General features: G+C 71.4%; 13 protein-coding genes and 2 pseudogenes. 2 read left to right on the top strand and 13 right to left on the bottom strand.

Annotated features, from left to right (window positions below; translation table 11 throughout):
- Positions 1–173: 173 nt before the first annotated feature.
- From topA to AB0M39_RS21005, 7 genes are all read right to left on the bottom strand, one after another.
- Entirely contained in the window at positions 174–3023 is a 2850-nt protein-coding gene (gene topA / locus AB0M39_RS21035) for a type I DNA topoisomerase (protein WP_365366468.1), read from the bottom strand.
- A 213-nt stretch (positions 3024–3236) separates the two neighbouring features.
- Entirely contained in the window at positions 3237–3434 is a 198-nt protein-coding gene (locus AB0M39_RS21030; RefSeq protein ID WP_365366466.1) for a hypothetical protein, read from the bottom strand.
- Positions 3435–3831: 397 nt separating this feature from the next.
- The gene (locus AB0M39_RS21025) at positions 3832–5346 is read right to left on the bottom strand and encodes a methyltransferase (RefSeq protein WP_365366464.1); all 1515 of its coding nucleotides are present in this window, start codon (positions 5344–5346) and stop codon (positions 3832–3834) included.
- Between the two features lie 124 nt (positions 5347–5470).
- Complete coding sequence (locus AB0M39_RS21020) at positions 5471–6187, bottom strand: small secreted protein (RefSeq protein WP_365366462.1); 717 nt, start codon at positions 6185–6187, stop codon at positions 5471–5473.
- A gap of 438 nt (positions 6188–6625) precedes the next feature.
- A complete protein-coding gene (locus tag AB0M39_RS21015) occupies positions 6626–9031 on the bottom strand; it encodes a sodium-translocating pyrophosphatase (protein ID WP_365366460.1) in 2406 nt (801 codons plus the stop codon).
- Between the two features lie 865 nt (positions 9032–9896).
- Entirely contained in the window at positions 9897–10343 is a 447-nt protein-coding gene (locus tag AB0M39_RS21010; protein WP_365366458.1) for an ATP-binding protein, read from the bottom strand.
- Positions 10344–10434: 91 nt separating this feature from the next.
- The gene (locus tag AB0M39_RS21005) at positions 10435–10788 is read right to left on the bottom strand and encodes an STAS domain-containing protein (protein WP_126885862.1); all 354 of its coding nucleotides are present in this window, start codon (positions 10786–10788) and stop codon (positions 10435–10437) included.
- A gap of 79 nt (positions 10789–10867) precedes the next feature.
- Between AB0M39_RS21005 and AB0M39_RS21000 the strand changes: the two genes are divergently transcribed.
- Positions 10868–13594 carry a DEAD/DEAH box helicase gene (locus tag AB0M39_RS21000; RefSeq protein ID WP_365366455.1) on the top strand — a complete coding sequence of 909 codons (2727 nt, stop codon included), beginning with the start codon at positions 10868–10870 and terminating at the stop codon, positions 13592–13594.
- On the opposite strand, the pseudogene AB0M39_RS20995 reads toward AB0M39_RS21000, so the two are convergent.
- The 6 genes and pseudogenes from AB0M39_RS20995 to AB0M39_RS20970 form a co-directional block, all read right to left on the bottom strand.
- Positions 13594–13926 (bottom strand): annotated as a pseudogene (locus tag AB0M39_RS20995) (Rv3654c family TadE-like protein); the annotation flags it as partial. The gene AB0M39_RS21000 and the pseudogene AB0M39_RS20995 sit on opposite strands and share 1 nt — an antisense overlap.
- Positions 13927–13946: 20 nt before the next feature.
- A complete protein-coding gene (locus AB0M39_RS20990) occupies positions 13947–14321 on the bottom strand; it encodes a TadE family type IV pilus minor pilin (RefSeq protein ID WP_365366453.1) in 375 nt (124 codons plus the stop codon).
- Entirely contained in the window at positions 14308–14508 is a 201-nt protein-coding gene (locus AB0M39_RS20985; RefSeq protein ID WP_365366451.1) for a DUF4244 domain-containing protein, read from the bottom strand. The genes AB0M39_RS20990 and AB0M39_RS20985 overlap by 14 nt, the downstream gene beginning before the upstream one ends.
- Before the next feature lie 106 nt (positions 14509–14614).
- On the bottom strand, positions 14615–15409 hold the full coding sequence (locus AB0M39_RS20980) for a type II secretion system F family protein (RefSeq protein ID WP_365366448.1): 795 nt from the start codon (positions 15407–15409) through the stop codon (positions 14615–14617).
- Complete coding sequence (locus AB0M39_RS20975) at positions 15406–16266, bottom strand: type II secretion system F family protein (protein ID WP_365366446.1); 861 nt, start codon at positions 16264–16266, stop codon at positions 15406–15408. Before AB0M39_RS20975 ends, AB0M39_RS20980 begins: the two co-directional genes overlap by 4 nt.
- Positions 16263–16589, bottom strand: a pseudogene (locus AB0M39_RS20970) (ATPase, T2SS/T4P/T4SS family); the annotation flags it as partial. The gene AB0M39_RS20975 and the pseudogene AB0M39_RS20970, both read right to left, overlap by 4 nt.
- 790 nt (positions 16590–17379) lie before the next feature.
- On the opposite strand from AB0M39_RS20970, the gene AB0M39_RS20965 reads away from it, so the two are divergent.
- A complete protein-coding gene (locus AB0M39_RS20965; protein ID WP_365366444.1) occupies positions 17380–17643 on the top strand; it encodes a GntR family transcriptional regulator in 264 nt (87 codons plus the stop codon).
- The last annotated feature ends 208 nt before the right edge of the window (positions 17644–17851 follow it).

Below are 17851 nucleotides of genomic sequence, written 5' to 3'. Positions count from 1 at the left end.
GTTGGGCTGCCCGAACACATGGGCGCTTTGCGCGGAGGGTGCAGAAGCTCCCCCGCCCAAAGCGCCCAAGAACAGCTCGCGCGGAGCGCCGGGGGCCGGCGCAAGCCGGTCCCGGAGGGCCTGACCCAGAGAGCCCAGCCCGCCGTGCCCGGCCGGCCCTCGCGCCGGACCCGCTACTCCTCCGTCGACGCCTTCGCCGACGCAGCCGTCTTCTTGGCGGCCGCGGCCGTCGTCTTCTTCGCGGCGGTCGTCTTCTTCGCAGCCGTCGTCTTCTTGGCCGCGGTCTTCTTCGCGGCCGCCTTCTTCGCCGGGGCCTTCTTCGCCGGGGCCTTCTTGGCCGGAGCCTTCTTCGCCGTCTTCTTCTTGGCGGGTCCCTTGGCGCGCTTCTCCGCCAGCAGCTCGTAGCCCCGCTCCGGCGTGATGTCCTCGACGCTGTCGCCGGTGCGCAGCGTCGCGTTCGTCTCGCCGTCGGTGACGTACGGACCGAAGCGGCCGTCCTTGACCACCACGGGACGCTCGCTGACCGGGTCGGTGCCCAGCTCCTTCAGTGGCGGCTTGGCGGCGGCGCGGCCGCGGGCCTTCGGCTGGGCGTAGATCGCCAGGGCCTCGTCCTGCGTGATGCTGAAGAGCTGGTCCTCGGTCTCCAGGGAGCGCGAGTCGGTGCCCTTCTTCAGGTACGGGCCGTAGCGGCCGTTCTGCGCGGTGATCTCGACGCCTTCCGCGTCCTTGCCCACCACACGCGGCAGGGACATCAGCTTCAGCGCGTCCTGGAGCGTGACCGTGTCGAGCGACATCGACTTGAAGAGCGAGGCCGTGCGCGGCTTCACCGCGTTCTTGCCGGTCTTCGGCGTGCCCTCGGGCAGCACCTCGGTCACATACGGGCCGTAGCGCCCGTCCCTCGCGATGATCTCGTTGCCCGACGCCGGGTCCGTGCCCAGCGCGAAGTCGCCGCTCGGCTTGGCCAGCAGCTCCTCCGCGTACTCCACGGTCAGCTCGTCCGGCGCGAGGTCGTCCGGGACGTCGGCGCGCTGGTGGCCTTCCGCGTCCTTCTCGCCGCGCTCGACGTACGGGCCGTACCGGCCGACGCGGAGCACGATCCCCTCGCCGACGGGGAAGCTGGAGATCTCCCGGGCGTCGATCGCGCCGAGGTCGGTGACCAGTTCCTTCAGCCCGCCGAGGTGGTCGCCGTCGCCGTTGCCCGCCTCGGAGGCCGCGCCGGCGGCGTCGCCCTCGCCGAAGTAGAAGCGCTTCAGCCACGGCACGGCCTGCGCCTCGCCCCGCGCGATGCGGTCGAGGTCGTCCTCCATCCGCGCGGTGAAGTCGTAGTCGACAAGCCGGCCGAAGTGCTTCTCCAGCAGGTTGACCACGGCGAAGCTCAGGAAGGACGGCACGAGGGCCGTGCCCTTCTTGAACACATAGCCGCGGTCCAGGATCGTGCCGATGATCGACGCGTACGTCGACGGGCGGCCGATCTCGCGCTCTTCCAGCTCCTTGACCAGCGAGGCCTCGGTGTAGCGGGCCGGCGGCTTGGTCGCGTGGCCGTCCGCGGTGATGTCCTCGCCGGCCAGCGCGTCGCCCTCGGCGACCTGCGGCAGACGGCGCTCGCGGTCGTCGAGCTCGGCGTTCGGGTCGTCCGCCCCTTCCACGTAGGCCTTCATGAAGCCGTGGAAGGTGATCGTCTTGCCGGAGGCGGTGAACTCGGCGTCCCGGCCGTCCGAGGCGCGTCCGCCGATGCGGACGGTGACGCTGTTGCCGACCGCGTCCTTCATCTGGGAGGCGACGGTCCGCTTCCAGATGAGCTCGTAGAGCCGGAACTGGTCGCCGGACAGGCCGGTCTCGGCAGGCGTGCGGAAACGGTCGCCCGAGGGACGGATCGCCTCGTGCGCCTCCTGCGCGTTCTTGACCTTGCCCGCGTAGACACGCGGCTTCTCCGGCAGGTAGTCGCTGCCGTACAGCTGCGTGACCTGCGCCCGGGCCGCCGCGACGGCGGTGTCCGAGAGCGTGGTGGAGTCCGTACGCATATAGGTGATGAAGCCGTTCTCATACAGCTTCTGCGCGACCTGCATGGTGGCCTTCGCCCCGAAGCCCAGCTTGCGGGAGGCCTCCTGCTGCATCGTCGTCGTACGGAAGGGGGCGTACGGAGAGCGGCGGTACGGCTTCGACTCGACCGAGCGCACGGCGAACGAGGCGTCGGCGAGCGCGGCGGCCAGCGAGCGGGCGTTCGCCTCGTCCAGGTGCAGCACCTGGCCGGACTTGAGCTTTCCGTCGGAGCCGAAGTCGCGGCCCTGGGCGACGCGCTGTCCGTCGACCGTGTTCAGACGGGCGGAGAAGGACGAGGGGTCGGAGGCGTCGCCGGCCCGGCCGGTGGAGAACGTGCCGGTCAGGTCCCAGTACTCGGCGGAGCGGAAGGCGATGCGCTCGCGTTCGCGCTCGACGACGAGACGGGTGGCGACGGACTGGACGCGGCCCGCGGACAGCCGCGGCATGACCTTCTTCCACAGGACCGGCGAGACCTCGTAGCCGTAGAGGCGGTCGAGGATACGGCGGGTCTCCTGGGCGTCGACCATGCGCTTGTTGAGCTCGCGCGGGTTGGCGACGGCGTCGCGGATCGCGTCCTTGGTGATCTCGTGGAAGACCATCCGGTGGACGGGGACCTTGGGCTTGAGGACCTCGAGCAGGTGCCAGGCGATGGCCTCGCCCTCGCGGTCCTCATCGGTGGCGAGGAAGAGCTCGTCGGATTCGGCGAGCTGCTCCTTGAGCTTCCTGACCTGCGCCTTCTTGTCGGCGTTGACGACATAGATCGGCTGGAAGTCGTTCTCGACGTCGACACCGAGGCGGCGCACCTCGCCGGTGTACTTCTCCGGCACCTCGGCGGCGCCGTTCGGCAGGTCGCGGATGTGCCCGACGCTCGCCTCGACGACATAGCCGGGGCCGAGGTAGCCCTTGATCGTCTTCGCCTTGGCAGGCGACTCGACGATCACGAGTCGGCGGCCGCCGTGTGCGGTCTCGCTGGTCGGGGACAACTTCGCTCTTCTCTCCGGTCGACGCTCGGTGGGCGATCACGGCGGTGCCGTACGGCGTACGCACTGCTGTGACGCTGCTGCCCGCTGCGGAGTGTGACGGTACAACCCGCCCCCGTGTCAAACGGCAAAAGCCCGCAACGGCCACTCGAACGGTAACCCGACTCCAGCCATTCCTGCCGCCCGGACCGGCACGTCGTCTCTCCGGGCGCGGATTCAGACCCGGCCGAAGCACCACACCCCGAGGGCCAGGAAGCCCGCTCCGCTGAGCGTCGCCAGGGCGACGGCCGTGGCGGGGCTCACTCCGTGCGCGACGGGCGCCCGGTGCGCCACGCGGACCCCCGTCCACAGCAGCAGCCCGGCCCCGAACAGCGCGAATGCCGTTCCGGCGAAGATCGCTGGCCCGCTCTCCATGCCTGCACCCCGTCCTTTTCCTCACACCGAGGATTCCCGGAGGCCGAGGCTGGCGCCCCTGGGCGTCAGGGGTGCGAATTCCGGGTGAACGCGGCGGGAGCCCCGGCGCGGTTCACCCGGCCGGTCGCGCGAGCCGGATCACCGGAGGCTCGCCTTCCCCTTCTCTCTGCACTTCTCGCGGAGGGATGCAGCACACAAACCGAACATTGGCCGATTTTCCCTCCTGAGCAGGAGCGGGGACTCCGGAGGGGGGAGCCGGCCTTCGCTCCCTGGCGCTCCCGTCAAGGACCCAGCCCTCGCTCCCGAGCGGGGATCCGGCCCTTGATCCGGGCTGGAACCCGGCCCTCGCTCCCGCCGGCGTGCGGGCCTTCGCTCCCGCCGGGGGCGCCGGTCCGGATCAGGGCGCCGCGACCGGGTCCAGGAAACCCTCCCCGACCAGCAGCCGGATCGCCTGCGGCGTGCGGTCCCGCAGCAGCACCGGGTCCTCGTCGATGAGCTGCGCGATGGCGTCCAGAATCCGCCCCGCGCTCAGCGACCCGTCGCACACGCCCGCGAAGCCCGCGCCGACGGTGTCGACCTTGGTGGCGCGCCGCATGCCCCGGTTCTGCCGGAGCACCACATGCTCGGGGTCCTCCGCGCCCGGCATCCCGACCTGCTCCTGCACGACCTCGGCGGCCAGGGTGAACCGGTCGGCCAGCAGGGCCGCGTCGTCCCGCGTACGCAGATAGTCCTGTCGTGCGAAGTGCGCCAGGACGCTGTCGCCGAGCGGCTGCTCGACGGGGTGCGGCCATTCCTCTACGACGATCGACGGACGCTCGGCCCCGGACTTCCGCAGCGTGATCCAGCCGAATCCGACGGCCTTGGTCTTGCGCGCCTCGAACTCGTCGAGCCACGCGTCGTACCGCTCGGCGTACGCGGCTTCGTCGCCGCGGTGGTCGCCGCTGTCGCGGAGCCACAACTCCGCGTACTGCGTCACGTCCTGGACCTCGCGCTGCACGATCCAGGCGTCGCAGCCGCGCGGCACCCAGGAGCGCAGCCGCTCCTGCCACTCCTCCCCCTCCACATGCTGCCAGTTGGCGAGGAACTGGGCGTACCCCCCGTCGTTCAGCCGCTCGCCCGCCTGCTGCACCAGCGTGCGGCACAGGTCGTCGCCGCCCATCCCGCCGTCCCGGTAGGTCAGCCGGGCGCCGGGAGAGATGACGAACGGCGGGTTCGACACGATCAGGTCGTACGTCTGCTCGCCGACGGGCTCGAAGAGCGAGCCCTCGCGCAGATCGGCTCCGGCCGCGCCGGAGAGCGCGAGGGTGAGCCGGGTGAAGTGCAGGGCGCGCGGGTTCAGATCGGTGGCCGTGACCTGGGTGGCGTGCTGCGCGGCGTGCAGGGCCTGGATGCCGGAGCCCGTGCCGAGGTCGAGCGCGGAGGAGACGGGCGTGCGCACGGTGATCCCGGCGAGCGTGGTGGACGCTCCGCCGACGCCGAGCACGACTCCCTCGCCCTGGCCGCCGGCGCCGCCCGCGCCGCCGACCGCGCAGCCGAGGTCGGAGACGATGAACCAGTCCTGGCCCTCCGGTCCGCCGTACGGCCGCACGTCCACGGTGGCGCGCACGTCGTCGCCGTCGCGCACGACCCAGCCGTCGGCCAGGCAGTCCTCGAGCGGCAGCGCGGCCTCCGCCCGCTCGTAGGCGACGGGGCGCTGGAGGAGGAAGAGCCGCACCAGCGTCTCCAGGACGCCGTCCCCGCGGGTGGCGCGCAGGGCGGGCACGGTCTCGCTGCGGGCGAGGGCGGCGTACGCGGGCGCTCCGAGCAGGTCGAGCAGCCCGTCGGCGGTGAAGGCTGCGGCGAGGAGCGCCTCGCGGAGCCGGGGCGAACGGTCGGGCGCGGGAAGGCCTTCGGCAGGGCTCGTCGTACTCACTCGCCCATTGTGGCCGCCGCCACTGACAAACGCCGCACGGCCCGGCCCCTGAAGCGGGACCGGGCCGTGCGGATACGAGACGGGAGCGACGCCGTGCGTCGGGTGGCTCAGAGGCCGCCGGTGCTCAGAGGCCGGCGTACGGCCTGTTGACCGCGGCCGGAGCGGCCTTGGCGGAAGCCTTGTCCGACTCCTTGTCCGACTCCTTCTCCGCGGGCTTGTCCGCCGGCTTCTCGGAGGACTTCTCGGACGGCTTGTCGGAGGGCTTGTCGGACGGGGCCGAGCCGGCCGCGGGGTTCGACGTCGTCGACGCCTTGCAGCCCGGCTGCTTCGCCATCGCCGGGCCGGTGTCGCCCTCGCGCAGCTCATTCCGCGCGGCCTGGTTCTTCTCGATCTTCTTCAGGCCCTCCGCGACGGGCTCCAGCCCGTCCGCGAACTTCTGCTGGACCTTGGTGTCGAGTCCGTCGATCTGCTTCTTCAGATCGAGGTACGCCTTGGCGTTGGCCTCGAGTTCGACGGCCGCGGCCTCCACCAGCTTGTCGCCGTTGTCCACGGGCGGCGCACCGGCGCCGCGGAACGCGGCCGCGAGCGCCGTGTTCACCTCGGCGAGGTCCTTGAACGCCTTCGAGTCTGCGGCCTGGATGTCGGCCGGGTCGCCGTCCGAGGCGGTCGAGCGGATGAGGCGCTCGGCCTCGGCCTGCTTCTTGATCTGAGACTGCGCCTGGTCGCAGTACTTCTTCGCCCAGTCGTTGACCTTGTCCTCGCCGTCGTCACTGCTGCAGGCCGACAGCGCGAGTACCAGTACCGCACCGCCGGACAGGGCGGCCGCAATCTTCTTGTTCACCGGATTGGTCCCTTCCAAGGCTCTCGGCCCCGGAACATACACGCCAAGTGGGCGACAGCCGTGTGGCGTGCGCCCGGTTCATCACTTATTAGAACCATTTACACCCCGAGAGACAAGCCTCACCCGTGACCGACGAACGGGCAGAGGGACGAGCAGCGGGGCGAGCAGGGGACGTACAGGGGGGACTCCGGTGGGACGGACGGCCGAGTGAAGGCCCGAGGGGCCCGAGGGAAGGTCGAGTGGAGACAGGCCGGGGACGGGCTGAGGACGGGCTGGCGACTGAACGACGACCGGACGCACGACGGGCGGACGCAGAGGCGGCGTACGCACGACGGGCGTACGCACAACGGGCGGACGACGCGTCAATGCGCGCCGTCCGCCCGTCCTTTGAGCCCGTGCTGGAGCAGGTGCTCGGTGGAGCCGTTGTGTGAGCGGGTGCTACGAGACCACCGCTGGGTCGGGTGACTTCGCACTGCGCTCGGCGGAGTTGCCTTCGTCGCCCACGGCGATGCCGCGGCGCTTGGAGATGTACACGGCGCCGACGATGATCAGAATGGCGAGGACGGCGACCACCGCCCGTACCCCGGCGTTCGCGTCGTCTCCATAGCTGAACTGGACGACCGCGGGCGCGATCAGCAGCGCCACCAGGTTCATCACCTTCAGCAACGGGTTGATCGCGGGGCCCGCCGTGTCCTTGAACGGGTCGCCGACCGTGTCGCCGATGACGGTCGCGGAGTGGGCCTCGCTGCCCTTGCCGCCGTGGTGGCCGTCCTCGACGAGCTTCTTGGCGTTGTCCCACGCGCCACCGGAGTTGGCGAGGAAGACGGCCATCAGGGTGCCGGTGCCGATCGCGCCGGCGAGGAAGGCGCCGAGGGCGCCCACGCCGAGCGAGAAGCCGACGGCGATGGGGGTGAGCACGGCGAGCAGACCGGGAGTGGCCAGCTCGCGCAGGGCGTCCTTGGTGCAGATGTCGACGACGCGCCCGTACTCCGGCTTCTCCGTGTAGTCCATGATCCCGGGGTGCTCGCGGAACTGCCGCCGCACCTCGTAGACCACGGCGCCGGCCGAACGGGACACCGCGTTGATCGCCAGCCCCGAGAACAGGAAGACGACCGCCGCGCCGAGGATCAGGCCCACCAGGTTGTTGGGCTGGGAGATGTCCATGACGAGGTTCATCGGGGCGCCGTCGCCGAGCTTCTCGCCGACGTCCTGGGCCGCGGTCGCGATGGCGTCGCGGTACGAGCCGAAGAGCGCCGCCGCGGCGAGCACGGCCGTGGCGATCGCGATTCCCTTGGTGATGGCCTTGGTGGTGTTGCCGACGGCGTCCAGGTCGGTGAGCACCTGCGCGCCCGCGCCCTGCACGTCGCCGGACATCTCGGCGATGCCCTGGGCGTTGTCGGAGACGGGACCGAAGGTGTCCATGGCGACGATGACGCCGACGGTGGTGAGCAGGCCGGTGCCGGCGAGCGCCACGGCGAAGAGCGCCAGCATGATCGACGTACCGCCGAGCAGGAACGCTCCGTACACGCCGAGGCCGATCAACAGCGCGGTGTAGACGGCGGATTCCAGGCCGATGGAGATGCCGGCGAGCACGACGGTGGCGGGACCGGTCAGCGACGACTTGCCGATGTCGCGCACGGGGCGCCGGTTCGTCTCGGTGAAGTAGCCGGTCAGCTGCTGGATCAGGGCGGCCAGCACGATGCCGATGGCGACCGCGACGACCGCGAGGACCCGCGGGTCGCCCTCGTGCGCGAGGATGGCCGCCTCGGAGACGCCTTCCAACTTGGCGTAGGAGGACGGCAGGTAGACGTAGACGGCTACCGCCACCAGGACGAGCGAGATGGCCGCGGAGATGAAGAATCCGCGGTTGATGGCGGTCATCCCGCTGCGGTCGGCGCGCCGCGGGGCGACCGCGAAGATGCCGATCATCGCGGTGACCACGCCGATCGCCGGGACGATCAGCGGAAAGGCCAGTCCGGCGTCGCCGAACGCGGCCTTGCCGAGGATGAGCGCCGCGACGAGCGTGACGGCGTACGACTCGAAGAGGTCGGCCGCCATGCCCGCGCAGTCGCCGACGTTGTCGCCCACGTTGTCGGCGATGGTGGCGGCGTTGCGCGGGTCGTCCTCGGGGATGCCCTGCTCGACCTTGCCCACGAGGTCGGCGCCGACGTCGGCGGCCTTGGTGAAGATGCCTCCGCCGACACGCATGAACATCGCGATCAGCGCGGCGCCGAGACCGAAGCCCTCGAGCACCTTGGGGGCGTCGGCCGCGTAGACGAGAACCACGCAGGAGGCGCCGAGCAGGCCGAGGCCCACCGTGAACATGCCGACCACGCCTCCCGTACGGAAAGCGATCTTCATGGCCTTGTGCGAGACAGCCGTCAGATCCTTTTCCGGCTCGCCTTCGGCCGGAGTGGCTTCACGCGCGGCCGCGGCCACGCGCACATTCGCTCGTACGGCAAGACGCATGCCGATGTATCCGGTGGCCGCCGAGAAGACCGCGCCCACCAGGAAGAACACCGAGCGTCCGGCCCGTTGCGACCAGTCGTCGGCCGGCAGCAGCAGAAGTAGGAAGAACACCACGACGGCGAAGACGCCGAGAGTGCGCAACTGCCGTGCCAGATAGGCATTCGCGCCTTCCTGCACCGCGCCCGCGATCTTCTTCATGGAATCGGTGCCCTCGCCGGCGGCCAGCACCTGGCGCACCAGCAGCTGGGCGACGAACAGTGCCGCCACGGCCACGACGGCGATGACGATCACGATCAGCCGGTTGTCGGCGGTGAGTACCGCGGCTGCGAGAGAAGTAGGTTGGTCGGACAGTTCTGAGTTGACGAGCCCCGCCATTCGTCCTCCTTGACGCTCAGAGCTCAAGATGTGGACGGATTGTAGGGAGCGGAACCTGATCAAAACAGTGCGCGACAAATGGAATTGACCTTCGCTTGCTACTCAGCAAATGATCGCCTCCAGAAAAGACCCCCGAAAGAGGTAATGGGGCAAAGGCATTGACGCTTGATCATTGACCTTGGAAATGGAAAAAGCCCCTGATCAGGCATGGCTTTTAAGTTCAAACCATTACTGGACGATCAGAAAAAAGATCAATGCATTGTCCGTGCGGCCGGCGCAGAACCGGCCGAGGCGCAGGACTGGAGTCGGCTGGAGTCGGCTGGACTCCGACGGCGCCGAAGGGGCCACGGGGGCTGCCGAGGGGCCGCTGAGGACACGGCGGGAGGCTTCGCGGGCCACCGATCACGGCCCGGCGTGCGACGAGCACCGCGGGGGTGGGCTGGGCAGGGCTGGGCTCTGTCAGGGGCCGGTGGCGGCAGTGGTGGGCCATGGGGCCGGGGCAGGTCCGTGGAGGCGGGGGACGTACGGATACGGCCCGCGCCATGCGGTCCGCGTCGCGTGGCGACGGAACCGAGCGGGAGCGACGAGGCCGGCTGCTCGCCAGACGGTCAGGCCGGTCAGCCTTCAAGCCCGGTCAGGCGGCCTGACGGAAGACACGGAAGACGTCGACCGCGTCGCGGGACGCCTATCACGGGTGACAGTGGGTGGCGGCGGACGGCAGGGGCGATGAGGCACCACGTCGAGCGATCAACCCATGACAATGAATAACCGTCGACTGCTCCGTTGGAGTGGTCGGGGGCTCCGACACACGGGATCTCCGAGCCCGGACGGGGTCAGGGCTCGAGACGGGCAGGGCTTCGAGGGGTCAGGGCTCGAGGGTGACTGGCGTCGTGGGCCAGCTCATGCGGATCACGCCGCCGTCGTCGGTCGAGGAGACCTCCACGTCGTCGACGAGGCCGCTGATGACCGCCAGCCCCATCTCGTCCTCGCCCTCGGAGTCGCCGTCCTGGTCTGCGCCGTTGCGCGCGCCCCGAGCGGAGGAGGAGTCTGTGCCGCCCGCGCTCGGTACTTCGTCCCCGACCTCGATGGAGAAAGCCTTCTCCTCGTCGGTCAGGACGACGCGCACGGGGGCGGTGATGCCATTGACGCGATGCAGCCCGACCGCACGGCTGCATGCCTCGCCGACCGCTAGGCGGACCTCGTCAAGCACCGCCTCGTCGACCCCGGCCCGGCGCGCCACGGCAGCCGCCACCAGACGGGCCGTCCTGACGTGTTCGGGCTGGGCGCTGAAGCGGAGTTCAACGGTGGCCATGCGATCCCCCTCGGACGTACGGGCGTGCATCTCAGGGGCCCGGGCTGGATGCCCGGTGCCCCTCTTTCCTCCGGCAGTCTGAAGCCGACCGTCAGTCAGTGGCCGCGACGGCTTCGTCGACCGTGGTGTGGATGGGGAACACCTTGGTCAGACCAGTGATCCGGAAGATCTTGAGAATGCGCTCCTGGTTGCAGACGAGGCGCAGCGAGCCTTCATGCGCACGCACACGCTTCAGACCGCCGACGAGCACGCCGAGGCCGGTGGAGTCCAGGAAGTCCACGCCTTCCATGTCGACAACCAGGTGGTAGCTGCCGTCGTTCACCAACTCGACCAACTGCTCGCGCAGCTTGGGCGCGGTATACACATCAATCTCGCCACCGACCTCGACGACCGTACGGTCGCCACTCGGGCCGGACACATTGCGAGTCGACAGGGACAGGTCCACGGATCCTCCAGCACCTTGCTATCGAGCGGCCGCCCCCTGAGGTCTCCCCGGCGGAGCCGGGGGACGGTCGCCAGCCGCGATGGCATTCAATCACTTACCAGCAGCCATGCACGACGCCTTGGGACCATTGTCCGTCACGCCGGTGACACACTCGGTGCCGATGGCCAAGAATCACCGTCCCAGTCGACCTCCCGAGAGCGGGGAAACCCGCCCCTCCCCCGGTACGGTCCTCGACCGGCTCACCGCAGGGGCGAGTCGGGCTGCGCGCATCACTCATACGGAGCACTTGCCCCCCAAGCCCGGTCGGCATGCAGTCTGGCCCGACCGCATTCGATCAGAAGTGATCAAAGCCATTCAGCAGGCGGGCATCGAGCACCCCTGGGCCCACCAGGCAGCGGCCGCCGAGCACGCCCTGGACGGCGAATCCGTCGTCATCGCCACCGGCACCGCGTCGGGCAAGTCCCTGGCCTACCTCGCGCCCGTGCTCACCGCCCTCCTGGACGGCGCGGAGGCCCCCAACGGACGCGGCGCCACGGCCCTGTACCTGGCCCCCACCAAGGCCCTTGCCGCCGACCAGCGGCGCGCCGTCAAGGAACTCGCCGCCCCGCTGGGCAACCGGATCCGGCCCGCCGTCTACGACGGCGACACCCCGGTCGAGGAACGCGAGTGGGTCCGCCAGTACGCGAACTACGTCCTCACCAATCCCGACATGCTCCACCGCGGGATACTCCCGTCCCACCCCCGCTGGTCCTCCTTCCTGCGCAGCCTGCGCTATGTCGTGATCGACGAGTGCCACACCTACCGGGGAGTATTCGGCTCCCACGTCGCCCAGGTGCTGCGCCGCCTCCGCCGGCTGTGCGCCCGCTACGGAGCGAACCCCGTCTTCCTCCTCGCCTCCGCCACCGCCGCGGAACCCTCCGTGGCCGCCGGCCGCCTCACCGGCCTGCCCGTCCAGGAGGTCTCCGACGACGCCTCGCCCCGCGGCGAGCTGGTCTTCGCCCTCTGGGAGCCCCCGCTCACCGAGCTCCACGGCGAGAAGGGCGCTCCGGTGCGCCGCACCGCCACCGCCGAGACAGCCGACCTCCTGACGGATCTGACCGTGCAGGGGGTGCGGACAGTCGCCTTCGTGCGCTCCCGGCGCGGCGCGGAGCTCATCTCCGTGATCGCCAAGGAGCGACTGGCCGAGGTAGACCGCTCACTGCCCGCGCGTGTCGCGGCCTACCGGGGCGGCTACCTGCCCGAGGAGCGCCGCGCGCTGGAGCGAGCCCTGCACTCCGGAGAACTCCTCGGCCTGGCCGCCACCACCGCCCTGGAGCTCGGCGTCGACGTCTCGGGCCTCGACGCCGTCGTGATCGCCGGCTACCCCGGGACCCGGGCGTCCCTGTGGCAGCAGGCCGGCCGGGCGGGCCGCTCCGGCCAGGGCGCCCTGGCCGTCCTGGTCGCCCGCGACGACCCGCTGGACACCTTCCTCGTCCACCACCCCGAGGCCCTGTTCCAGCAGCCCGTGGAGTCCACGGTCCTGGACCCCGACAACCCGTACGTCCTCGCCCCCCATCTGTGCGCCGCGGCCGCCGAGATGCCCCTGACGGAAGCCGACCTCGACCTCTTCGGCCCGGCCACCGCCGACCTCATGCCCCAGCTGGAGACCGCCAGGCTGCTCCGCCGCCGGACCTCGGGCTGGCACTGGACCCGGCGTGAGCGCGCCGCCGACCTCACCGACATCCGGGGCGAGGGCGGCCGGCCGGTCCAGATCGTCGAGGCCGCCACCGGCCGGCTGCTGGGCACGGTCGACGCCTCGGCAGCCCACACCGCCGTCCACGACGGCGCCGTCCACCTCCACCAGGGCCGTACGTACCTGGTGAAGCACCTGGACCTGGAGGACTCGGCGGCCCTGGTCGAGGAGGCCAACCCGCCGTACTCCACCACCGCCCGCGACACCACCTCCATCGCCGTCCTGGAGACCGACACCGAGATTCCCTGGGGTTCGGGGCGGCTCTGCTACGGGTCCGTCGAGGTCACCAACCAGGTCGTCTCCTTCCTGCGCCGCAAGCTGATCACCGGCGAGGTGCTCGGCGAGAGCAAGCTCGATCTGCCGCCGCGCACCCTGCGGACGCGGGCCGTGTGGTGGACGGTCACCGAGGACCAGCTGGACGCCGCCCGGGTGAATCCGGAGCAGCTGGGCGGGGCTCTGCACGCCGCCGAGCACGCCTCCATCGGCATGCTGCCGCTCTTCGCCACCTGCGACCGCTGGGACATCGGCGGGGTCTCGGTCCCCCTCCACCCGGACACGCTGCTGCCGACGGTCTTCGTGTACGACGGCCATCCGGGTGGCGCGGGCTTCGCCGAGCGGGCCTTCCACACGGCCCGCGAGTGGCTGACCGCGACGCGTGAGGCCATCGCGTCGTGCGAGTGCGAGGCGGGCTGCCCGTCGTGCATCCAATCCCCCAAATGCGGCAACGGGAACGACCCTCTCCACAAGCGCGGCGCGGTCCGCCTCCTCACGGAACTGCTCCGGGAAGCCCCCCAGGCGAGCCCAACGGCTGCTCCGAACGGAGCACAGGCACCCGCGGACCAGGCGACCGCTGCGGACGATGAGGAGACTTCCGCCGGGCGGGGGCCCGCATCCGGGCCTGGGGAGGCTCCCGCCGGCCAGACGCCCGCACCAGGGCCTGGGGAGGCTCCCGCCAGCCAGGCGCCCCCACCCGGGCCTGAGGAGGCTCCCTCAGGGCCGGGGACCCCGCTCGGCCGGTCGTCTCCCCGGTCCGGGCGTGGCGGGGGCTCAGGGGGCTGCTCCACAGGCGTCTGAGGGCCCGCGCGGGATCTGACCGTCGGGGCGTACGGGCCGAAGCTCGCCTGTGCCGTCACATCGGCGATCTCGCCGCGCACGGCGCACCGCACCACCGCCGCGCCCTGCGCCCCGGCCACCTCGCCCGCCTTGGCGCAGGCCGCCGCCGTCCCGGAGAGCGCATGGTCGGCGGCGGCCAGCGCGGCGAGGTCGGCTGCCGCGCCCGCCCGGTGCCGGGCGACCACTGCCTGCCCCAGGGCGAGGACCGCCGCGAAGACCGCGCACAGCACCGTCGCGGCCATGGCGACCCACACGGTGGCCGACCCGCGCTCCCGGTTCGCCGAGCCGCTCACCGAGCCTCCCAGCGGGCCGCTCACCGAGCCGCCTCCTGTCCCACGGCGTCCTCCGCGAGAGCCACCGCGTCCGCGCTCAGGGTCAGCGCCAGCGCACCCGGCCCCGGGGCGTCCGCCTCGACCCGCACCCGCCAGAGCTCACCCGCACGCCCGAGCGTGATGCGTGCGCCGCCTGGAGCCGCTGAGCGGGCCGCGGCCAGCGCGGCGTCCCTCGGCTCCGATCTCGCGGCCGCCCTCGCCCCGGCTCTAGCCGCGTCCACACACTGGATCTGCGCCGAGGCCGCCATAAGCGCCCAGACCAGCGCCATGGCGAACACGACCAGCGCCGGCACCGCGACAGCCGCCTCCGCCGTCACCGACCCCCTGTCGCGCGCCCAGGCCTCAGAACTGCGCATCGAGCGCCTTCCCGATGACCGACTCCAGCGCTCCCGACACCGCGCCGCTGGTGACGACCTTGTACAGAACGGCCGCGAAAGCACAGGCCGCGATCGTTCCCATCGCGTACTCGGACGTCGTCATCCCCTCGTCCGCACGGACCCTGCGCGACAGGCCGCACAGCCATTGCCGCATCGACTTCCACATCTCAACCCCCGCAAGAAATAGTTCAGTTGCCGTAGCTCGTCGGCGGCCTCGCTTCTTCGGCCGCCTCGCTTCTCGATCGCCGCAGCCGACTGGTCGGCGCAACTCCTCAGCTGCCTTTCAGCAGTCCGCCTGCCAGGCCGATCACCACGGGGGCCACCCCGACCGCGAGGAACGCCGGCAGGAAGCACAGCCCCACCGGGGCGGTGATCAGGACCTGCGCCCGGCGCCCGCGGGCCGCGGCCGCCCTGGCCCGGTCGGCGCGGCAGCGCTCGGCGAGCCGGGACACCGCCTGGGCAGCCGGAGCGCCGGTGGAGTCGGCCCGCTCCAGGCACCGGGCGAGCGCCGCCGCGCCCGGTATCCGGCCGAACCACCCCCACGCCCGGGCTGGTTCGCCGCCGAGTCGCAGTTCGGCCGCCGCCCTGGCGAGCCGCTCGCCGACGGGTCCGCCCAGGGACTCCCCGACCGCCTGCGCCGCCTCGCGCGGGCCCGCCCCGGCCGAGATGCACGCAGCCAGAAGGTCTGCTGCGAGCGGCAGTTGGCGTTCGACGGCCGGGTCCGTCAGCAGACCCGGGTCCTGGTCGCCGCTCACGGCGCGCTCGCGACCGCGCTGCCAGCGCCGTGCTCCGAACGCCGCGGCCAGCCCGACGACTGTCCCGGTCGCCCCGCCGATCAGGACACACGCGGCGATCAGCGCGCCCAGCGGCGCCGCCCAGGGCTTCGCCCGCCGCCCGTACTCCGGCCGCCACAGCCGCCGCCGTCCGCGCTCCACAGCCAGCAGTGCCGCGATCCGCTGGCGCACCCTGCGTTCCTGCCGTCGCGCCGCGACGGTGAAGCCAGCGCAGGAGACGACGCCGAGAATCGCCGCCGCTGCCCCCAGCCTGTGGACAACTTCCCCGTTCACCCCTTCTCCCCTCTCCGAACGATCCGCGCGGCCCACCAGAGCCCGGCTGCCTCCAGCAGCCCGCCGACTGTCAGACAGACCGCGCCCGCCGGGGTGTGCAGGAGCACGTGCAGCGGATCGGCCCCCAGCGCCCAGCCCATCGCCAGGCCGACCACCGGGAGCAGCGCCAGCAAGACCACCGTCGACCAGGCACCCGCCAACTGAGCGCGCAACTCCTCTCGTTGGTCCCGCTCGGCCCGCAGAGCCGCCTCCAGCCGGTCCAGCCCGGCGGCCAGCCCCGCCCCGCTGTCCACCGACACCCGCCAGCAGGCCGCGACTCCGGCGAGCCCGTCCGCCCCCGGCGCCCGCGCCGCCTCCCGCAGCGCCCGCGGCACATCGCCCCCGAACCGCGCAGCCGCCAGCACCGCGACCTCCGCGCCGCCCAGCACTCCTGTGGACCGCGCGGCGAACAGCAGCGCCTGCCCCGGCTGGAGCCCCGCCCTCAGCTCGCCGGCGACCTCGCCGCACAGCGCGATGACCCCCTCGGCCCGCCGGTCCTCCTCCCGCCTGCGCTCTCGGGCCCGCAGCCGCCGTCTGACCAACGGCACTGCCGCCGCCCCCGCGAGCAGCGGGAGCACGGACTGCCCCAGCACGGCGAGGACCAGCGCCGCCGGCAGGCACAGCCACTCCCTCCCGAGCCGTCGCACCCGCTCCCACAGGCGGGACGACCGCCATGAGCCCCCCGCGGGCGTCTGCACCGCACCGCCGCCCGCCAGCAGCAGCCGCCCCCGCCGCAGCCCCCGTTCCTGGTCCGCCGCCAGCCATGCGAGCGCCCCCGCGCACACCGCGGCCGCGTACAGCGGCTCAGCCCCCGTCACAGCGCACCCCCGATCAACGTCCGCAGCCGCGCCCAGCCCCGCTCGTGCACGAACCCCTCGGCGCCCCACCGCAGCGCCGGCACGGTCACCACCAGTCCCGCCGCGTCCCGCTCCAGCACGTGCACCTCGGCGACGCGCCGCCGTCCGCCCCGGTCCCGTACGAGATGGATCACCACCGACAGGGCCGCCGCCAACTGGCTGTGCAGCGCCGCCCGGTCGAGGCCAGCCGTCATGCCCAGCGCCTCGAGACGGGCCGGAACGTCCGCGGCGGTGTTGGCGTGAACGGTCCCGCACCCGCCCGGGTGTCTTGTCAAACCGTGCACGCAAACCCGCACGTCAAGACGCGAAGAGCCCCGTCCGGCCAGTAGCCGAACGGGGCTGGACCCAGCGGGGAGCCGCTAGAGGGGCTTCTCAGGCTCTCCCGACATCGGGCCGGGGGGCAGCGCCTTCGCGTGCTCAGGGCAGGCGTAGAGGGTAGTTCCTGGGCCGCTGGTGCTCTGTATCCACCGGACGGGGACGGGGTCCTTCCCGACCGTGTGGCACTTCACGCACAGGGCGACGCGTCCGAACGTGGGCCGAAGAGTGAGCGTGTCACTGGTCATGCCGAGACCGCCATGGTCGGAAACGCCCGTGCCGGAAACGGTGCTCCGGGGTAGTCGTAGTCCACACCGATTGCGGCGAAGGCAGCGGCGTACCGGCGTTCACGCTGGATTGGTGACAGGGGGAGGGTTGTTTCCTCCTCCTCTTCGGGGCGGAAGATTGCGCGGACCTGGGCACTACTGGGCCCCCTCCACGGACGAGACCACGGGTCCGTAGTGCGGGCAGGGGCAGGCTGAAAGGCCGGTGGGCAGAGGTAGCGCGCGGAGTGCCGTCCGGGTCGGCGCGGAGCGAGAAGCGCCCGAAGGCATTCGAAGAAAGAGGCGATAAGGTCACGCATGTCACAGCTCCTTCATAGCTGTTGGCCACGCCCCGGGGCGGATCAAGACGGGTACCAGCCGTCTCCGTCGCCGGGGTCTGCTGTGCAGCCTAACGAAACTTGTCTACCTTCGTCTATGTCAGTCTGTGGACGTACAGAGGTGGGCCCGGACGTGGCCGGTTGTCTACTCTGGCCGCATGTCCGAAAGCGAGATTGACCACGGGTCGCCCACCCCGGTGTACCGGCAGATTGCGGCGCTGATCATTGCCGACATTGAGCGTGGCGCTTTGGTGGTCAACCGCAAGATTCCATCTGAGTCGGCATTGACCCAGCGCTTCGGGGTCGCGCGGGAAACCGCCCGCAACGCTGTTCGCTTCTTGCGGGAAGAGGGCTACGTGTTCACGGTCCCCCAGCGCGGGACGTACGTATCTGAGCGGAAGCCGGGCGAGACGAACAGCTAAGACGGAAGAGCCCCGCCCATCCGCCACGGGGGGAGCAGACAGACGGGGCGGTCTTCGGGGATCAGACGGAGAACGACCACTCACCGTCCGGGGCCGTGAGCGTGCTGCCTTCGGGGCTCAACGCCACGCTCAGGGAGTGCAGCGAGAATCGGTTGCCCTCTTCCCACTTCCGCCGCACGCGCTCTAGGTCGTCCCAGAGCCGGCGGGG

Source organism: Streptomyces sp. NPDC051907 (assembly GCF_040681075.1).
Classification (GTDB): Bacteria; Actinomycetota; Actinomycetes; order Streptomycetales; family Streptomycetaceae; genus Streptomyces.
This window is presented reverse-complemented; position numbering and strand designations above follow the sequence as displayed.